Here is a 5736-nt window from a genome sequence, read left to right as displayed (position 1 = left end):
GGCCGCCAGCGTCGTGAAGACCACCGTGGAGATCGTCCGGAAGAAAGAAGGCCAGAAAGGCTTCCAGCCGCTCCCGAAACGCTGGGTCGTGGAACGCACCCTGGCGTGGATCACCGGCCACCGTCGTCTCGCCCGCGACTACGAACGTGACCCGGCCAGCTCCGCCACCTTCGTCTACTGGGCCATGATCCGCACCATGGTCCGCCGCCTCGCTCGTCGTGCCCCTGCCTCACGCTGGACCCCCAGAAAGGCGACCGAGAGCTAAGAACATCAAGATTCAGGACAGGCACTGAGACACCCCGACCGCCCGTCCGCTGCTCGCGGGGCCGAACTCTCTCCCCACATCACGCGCAACCCGGCGCCGCTCGTGATCGACGGCATCGCGCCGCGGTTGTCGCCGCGACCGCCGCCGCCCTGCGCGGCCGACCCGCCGACGGCTCGGTCGTTCCCGTCACCAGGTCCGGGCGAGCACGTTGGTCAGGTAGCCGGTCATGCGGTCGAGCTTCGGCCGGTCGTCGGGGTTGGTCGCCGAGAGCTTGCCCTGCGCCCATTCGGCGGCCCACGTGGGCACGTTGTGGGCGACGATCACGTACGTCCAGTTGTGGCCCCACCGGTCGGAGTCGTACCGCTCACGCATCGCCCTGGCGGTCGAATCAAGCGCCCAGTACGGATCGAGCGCCCGGTCCTTCGTGACGTCCGGCAGCGTGGTGTTCCACTGGCAGAGCCCGAAATCGGAGTTGGTCCAGTAGCCGACGGCCCCGGGGTCCCAGTTGCTCTCCAGCGCCGTCACGCCCCGCAGCAGTCCACGCGGAACGGTGTACTTGGTCGCGTACCGGTCGGCGATCGGCATGAACAGCGCGTACGAGGTCTCCTTGTGCACCAGGCCCGGCGGGTTGCGCTCGGTGGCGACGAAGTACATGTCCTGGTTGATGACCTGCTGTCTGCCCTGTTGGAAGGCGAGCACCGCGGCCCTCGTCCGCTCGGCGAACCGGCCGTCCGTCGGGATCGGGGTGCCCGGCCCGTTGTGCCAGTTCAGCGCCCGCTGGATCGCCTTCACGGCGGCACGCACGGCGGCGATGTCGTCCTGGCTGCCGCCCTCGGGAGCTTTCTCGCCGGCACCGACCCCGTAGTAGGGACCGAAGCCGGTTCCGGCGGCGTCGACCGTGCCCCCGTAACCGTCCTTCGGCCAGCTGCCCCGGCCCACGCGCACCCGGTCCGGTGTGGTCACGGCGCCTCCTCTCGTCTCGTCCGTTCATCTCGTCCGTCGCGCCGTGCGCTGTGCGCTGTGCGCCACGCACCGGGCCGCGGTCCTTGTCGGCCTGCCCCGAAATCCCCGGGAAATACCCGGCCGCGGGTCTGATGCGCGACCATGGTCACGAGGGACGGGGGTCTCGGTGGACGTCGATCATGCACGCCTGTTGGCGGCGGCGGTGGACCTGGCGCCGTCCCGGTCCACCGGATTCGCCTCCTGTCTCTGCGCGCTTCTGCTGGTCGGCGCGCGGCCGTTCTGGAAGCGTATGGGGCACCTCGACACAGCGGTTCACGAGGGCGGTCACGCCCTGGTGGCTTTCCTGGTCAGTCGGCTGTTCGTGGCCGTTCGGCTCGAGCGTGACCAGAGCGGGGTGACCTTCTCCTACGGCCGGTCGCGCGGCCTCGGTTGGCTGGCTGTCGCGGCGGCCGGTTATACGGCACCCTCGCTGTTCGGCCTCGCCGGCGCCGCACTGTTGTCGAGCGGTAATGTCACGGCTACGCTGATCCTTGGCGGTCTGGCGACCGTCAGTCTGCTGCTGGTGGTGGAGAACGCCTTCGGCGTGCTGGTCGTAGGCGTCATGCTGGCGTTTCTCATCCTGGTGGCGACCGAGGGCTCCCCGGGAGTGCAGCTGTTCGCGGCCTGCACGGTGAGCTGGTTTCTGCTGTTAGCGGCGATCCGGTCGTTGGGTGTTCTTCGGCGGGCCCGGCGGTTCTCCCGATCCTCGGACGCCGACGTGTTGGGCAGGTTGACGCATCTGCCGGCGGCGGTGTGGATAGCGGTCTTCTACGCTGTCGACTTTTACTGCCTGATCCTCGGCGGCCGGCTGCTACTCGACGGCTGAACGGTGCCGAGCGGTGGATTGAAGCCGGGTGGACGAACGATGGGAGATGAGGCTCATGGCTCGGACCTATGATTTCGGTGGCTCAGGGCCGGCGCGGCCAGCGGGTGCGGCAACCCGGACCATCGTGTCCCTCGCACTGCCGGTGACACTGTTGGCGCTCCCGTTCTCCGTGCTCGCCGGGATGTTGCTGGTTCTCGTCGGTCCGGCGGTGCTGTGCGCTGTAGCGGCGGCGGCCTGTGTCAACCGGGACGGTGTCGCCAGCGGGGCGCTGCTCGCGTTGACCGCCCCGTTCTTCGTGATTCTGACCATGATCCTGGTGACGGCCGCGGGCTGGTGGTCCACGGCGGCCGGTGTGGGGTGTGTCGGCGCGGCGTTCCCCCTGATCTGGCCGTTGTTCTGGGAGCGGCGTCGGGAACGGGCCCCCGTCAGATCCGGTGTGTCCGGGCAACCCCGGCGGTGATCAGGCCTACCACGACACTTCAAGCCGGCCGGAAAAGCCTGCCGGAACACCTGATGCCCACCGTGACATTGTGCCAGTCATGGTGACTCTTGGACCGATCGGAATCGCGGCTTCCGGGCTCGCGGCGGACCATCCCGACGCCGAGATCGATCTCGCGCGGAAGGCGGAGGCCGCGGGCTACTCGACCGTGTGGCTGGCTGGCGGCCAGGGCAACAACCTGCCGGTCATCGACCGGGTCGTGCGTGCGACGGAGCGCATCCAGGTGGCCAGCGGCATCCTCTCGGTGGACGTCGTGCCGGCCCGCGAGGTGGCGCGAGCGTACGCGGACCTCGAGAAGGCGGCGCCCGGCAGGTTCGTCGTCGGCCTCGGCGGCGCGCACGGCCCCAGACCGCTGCGAACGCTCAACTCCTACCTGGACGACCTCGACGGCCCCGACAGCCCCGCCGGCGACGGCCACGGCGACGCCGGCGCACCGGTGGTGCCCGCGACGTCCCGCGTGCTCGCCGCGCTGGGCCCGGCGGTCCTCGCGCTCGCCCGTGATCGCGCCGCCGGCGCCTACCCGTACCTGGTGACCCCGGAATACGTCGAACAGGCGCGGGCGACGCTCGGCCCGGGCGCGGCGTTGGCTGTGCTGCTGACGGTCGTGCCCGAGACCGACCCGGCCACCGCCCGCGCCGCGGCCACCGCGGGGCTGAGCTTCCTGCGCACGGTGCCCGGCTACCACCGCAACTTCCTCCGGATGGGCTTCACCGACTCCGAGATCGCCGACCTCGACACCAGATTCGTCGACGCGGTGACCGCCTGGGGGGATCTCGACACGATCGTCACCCGCATCGGTGAGTACCACACCGCCGGCGCCGACCAGGTCGTCCTGCGGCTCAGCGGCGAGGCCGAGTACTTCGAGCGGTGGCTGCGCCGATTCGCCGAGGCGTTGCTGCCCTGACCGAGGGGCGAGGCGGTGGGTGGGCGGGCCCGTTCTGGGAGCATGTGCGGTGGCGGGCCCGTCCGAGGGTCGGGCGACGGCGCTCGGGCGACAGCGGTCAGGCGACGGCGGTCAGGCCGTGCGGCTCCGCCGTGGCGTGGGCGCCGTCCTCGCCTCGGGGCCGAACCCGGCGCCGCCACCGGCTGAAGGACGGAGCGAGGGCGATGACGCCGAGCGGCGACGAGATCCGGCCGACAATCCCTGACCTGTTGGGGCGCTGCGCCCGGGAGTTCGGTTCGGCCGACTACATCGTCTCCCTCACCGACCGGCTGACCTACGCCGAGGCGGACGAAAGGTCCGCCCGGATGGCCCGGTGGCTGCTGCACGAGGGCGTCGGCAAGGGCACCCGGGTGGGCCTGTTCTTCCCCAGCGGGGTCGAGTGGGCGCTCTGGTGGCTGGCGGTGAGCCGGATCGGGGCGGTCGCCGTTCCGCTCAGCACCCTGTACCCGGCGGCGGAGATCACCAAGGTCGCCCGGCTGGCTGACGTGCAGCTGCTGGTCGCGCCGACGACCGTGCTGCGGATCGACGTCGCCGAACGGTTCGAGACGGCGTTCCCCGAACTGACCGGGCAGCCGGCCGGGCAGCTCGAGCTGGCGGGTGCGCCGTACCTGCGGCGGATCGTGCTGACCGGGCGGACCGACCGGGGCTGGGCCACCCGGTGGGATCCGCGGGACTCGCCGGTGGTGCGGGCCGAGCTGCTCGCCGCGGTGCAGGCCGAGGTCACCCCGGCCGATCTGGCGATCATGGTGCACACCTCCGGTTCCACCGCCGACCCGAAGGGCGTCCTGCACACCCACGGAACGCTGGTGCGCCAGACGTCCACCTGGCCGGCGGCGATCCGCCACCTCACCGGCGTCGACCACGGGCCGCGCATCCTGTGCGCCATGCCGTTCTTCTGGATCGGTGGCATCCTGGCCGCGACCGGCGCGCTGCACGCACCCGTCGCGGTGCTGGTCCTGGAGCGGCTGGAAGCCGGGCCGGCGCTCGATCTGGCCGAGCGGGAGCGGGCGAACGGCGTCGTCGGCTGGCCGGCGTTCACCCAGCAGCTGCGGCTGCACCCGTCCTTCCCCAGCCGGGATCTGAGCAGCGCCCCCGCGCTGCGGGAGGGGCCGGTGGACCTGGCGATGTCGGGGGTCCCGGACGGCCATCCGATCCACCGCAGCCTGACCGAGTCCGGCGGCAGCTTCGCGTTCACCGAGACCGCGATCGTCGACGCCGACGGCGAGCGTGTCCCGGACGGGACCGTCGGCGAGCTGCTCATCCGCGGCGTCGGTTCGATGGCCGGCTACAACAAGCGCGAACGCGCGGAGGTCTTCGACGCGGACGGCTGGTACCACACCAGCGACCGTGTCTACCGCAGGACGGGCGACCCGCGGCTGTTCTACGTCGGCCGGGACAGCGAACTCGTCAAGGTCGCCGGTTCGAACGTGTCGCCGCGTGAGGTCGAGGCCGTCATCGAGGAGTTCCCCGAGGTGGCGCACTGCGTCGTGACCGGCGTCGGACATCCGACCCGCGGGGAGGAGGTGTGTGTGGTCGTCGTCCCGGCCGGCACCGGCGGCCACTCGGACGTCGACGTGGCCGGTCTGACCGCGCGCACCCGCACGCTCCTGTCCAGCTACAAGGTCCCGACCCGGTGGATCGTCGCCGCGGACGACGAGGTGCCGGCCCTGCCGAGCGGCAAGCCGGACCGCCGGGGCCTGCGCGCACTGATCCAGGAAGGCCGGTTGAAATAGGCGTGCGTGCGGGGTTGGCAGTTGTCGTCCGCCCCGAGGCCGGGTGTGCGCTCGGGCGCGAGGGCGGCCGCGTTGGCCGGCCGGCCCGCGGGGCGAGGCGGCCGGTGCGAGGCGGCAGACAGAGGCGGGCGGAGGGCACGCCGGACCGGTCGGTCACCGTACGCCGTCACACCAACGACAGGACCGGAGCATGACTTAGAGCATGTCTCACGTGGGGTGCGGGAGTTTCTTCCAGCAGGTGATCGCGGCGGCCAGGCAGAGGAACCCGAGGAAGTTACGGCCGTTGCGTTCGTAGCGGACGGTCAGCCGGCGGTAGCCGTCAAGCCACGCGATAGTCCTTTCGATCTTCCACCGGTGCCGGCCGAGGCGTTCGGTGCTCTCCACCCCGCGTCGGGCGATACGCCCGGCGATACGGCGCCGGCGCAGGAAGCGACGCAGATCCGGCTGGTCATAGGCCTTGTCCGCGCG

6 protein-coding genes and 1 pseudogene are annotated in these 5736 nt (G+C 71.3%); 5 read left to right on the top strand and 2 right to left on the bottom strand.

The window, feature by feature from the left end; genetic code table 11:
• A pseudogene (locus tag B056_RS0107495) lies at positions 1-265 on the top strand (IS5 family transposase); the annotation flags it as partial.
• Positions 266-451: 186 nt separating this feature from the next.
• On the opposite strand, the gene B056_RS0107490 reads toward B056_RS0107495, so the two are convergent.
• Entirely contained in the window at positions 452-1228 is a 777-nt protein-coding gene (locus tag B056_RS0107490) for a peptidoglycan-binding protein (RefSeq protein WP_018501269.1), read from the bottom strand.
• 166 nt (positions 1229-1394) lie between these two features.
• Between B056_RS0107490 and B056_RS0107485 the strand changes: the two genes are divergently transcribed.
• The 4 genes from B056_RS0107485 (at position 1395) to B056_RS0107470 (ending at position 5268) form a co-directional block, all read left to right on the top strand.
• On the top strand, positions 1395-2093 hold the full coding sequence (locus B056_RS0107485) for a M50 family metallopeptidase (protein WP_018501268.1): 699 nt from the start codon (positions 1395-1397) through the stop codon (positions 2091-2093).
• Between the two features lie 124 nt (positions 2094-2217).
• A complete protein-coding gene (locus B056_RS0107480; protein WP_018501267.1) occupies positions 2218-2553 on the top strand; it encodes a hypothetical protein in 336 nt (111 codons plus the stop codon).
• A gap of 79 nt (positions 2554-2632) precedes the next feature.
• The gene (locus B056_RS0107475; protein ID WP_018501266.1) at positions 2633-3496 is read left to right on the top strand and encodes a TIGR03620 family F420-dependent LLM class oxidoreductase; all 864 of its coding nucleotides are present in this window, start codon (positions 2633-2635) and stop codon (positions 3494-3496) included.
• A gap of 203 nt (positions 3497-3699) precedes the next feature.
• Positions 3700-5268, top strand: coding sequence for a class I adenylate-forming enzyme family protein (locus B056_RS0107470; protein WP_018501265.1), 1569 nt, complete (start codon positions 3700-3702; stop codon positions 5266-5268).
• Between the two features lie 207 nt (positions 5269-5475).
• Here the strand turns inward: B056_RS0107470 and B056_RS44160 are convergent.
• The coding region (locus tag B056_RS44160) for a transposase (protein WP_018501264.1) at positions 5476-5736 on the bottom strand (261 nt) is incomplete at its 5' end.

The sequence above is a fragment of the Parafrankia discariae genome (assembly GCF_000373365.1).
GTDB classification, from domain to species: Bacteria; Actinomycetota; Actinomycetes; order Frankiales; family Frankiaceae; genus Parafrankia; species Parafrankia discariae.
The sequence above is the reverse complement of the archived record's forward strand: the minus strand, read 5'-3'. Positions and strand labels throughout refer to the sequence as shown.

What these genes read in the sequence shown, in the direction of transcription:
- B056_RS0107475 (WP_018501266.1), top strand. Translation starts at nt 2,633, where the DNA reads ATGGTGACTCTTGGACCGATCGGAATCGCGGCTTCCGGGCTCGCGGCG.
- B056_RS0107470 (WP_018501265.1), top strand. Translation starts at nt 3,700, where the DNA reads ATGACGCCGAGCGGCGACGAGATCCGGCCGACAATCCCTGACCTGTTG.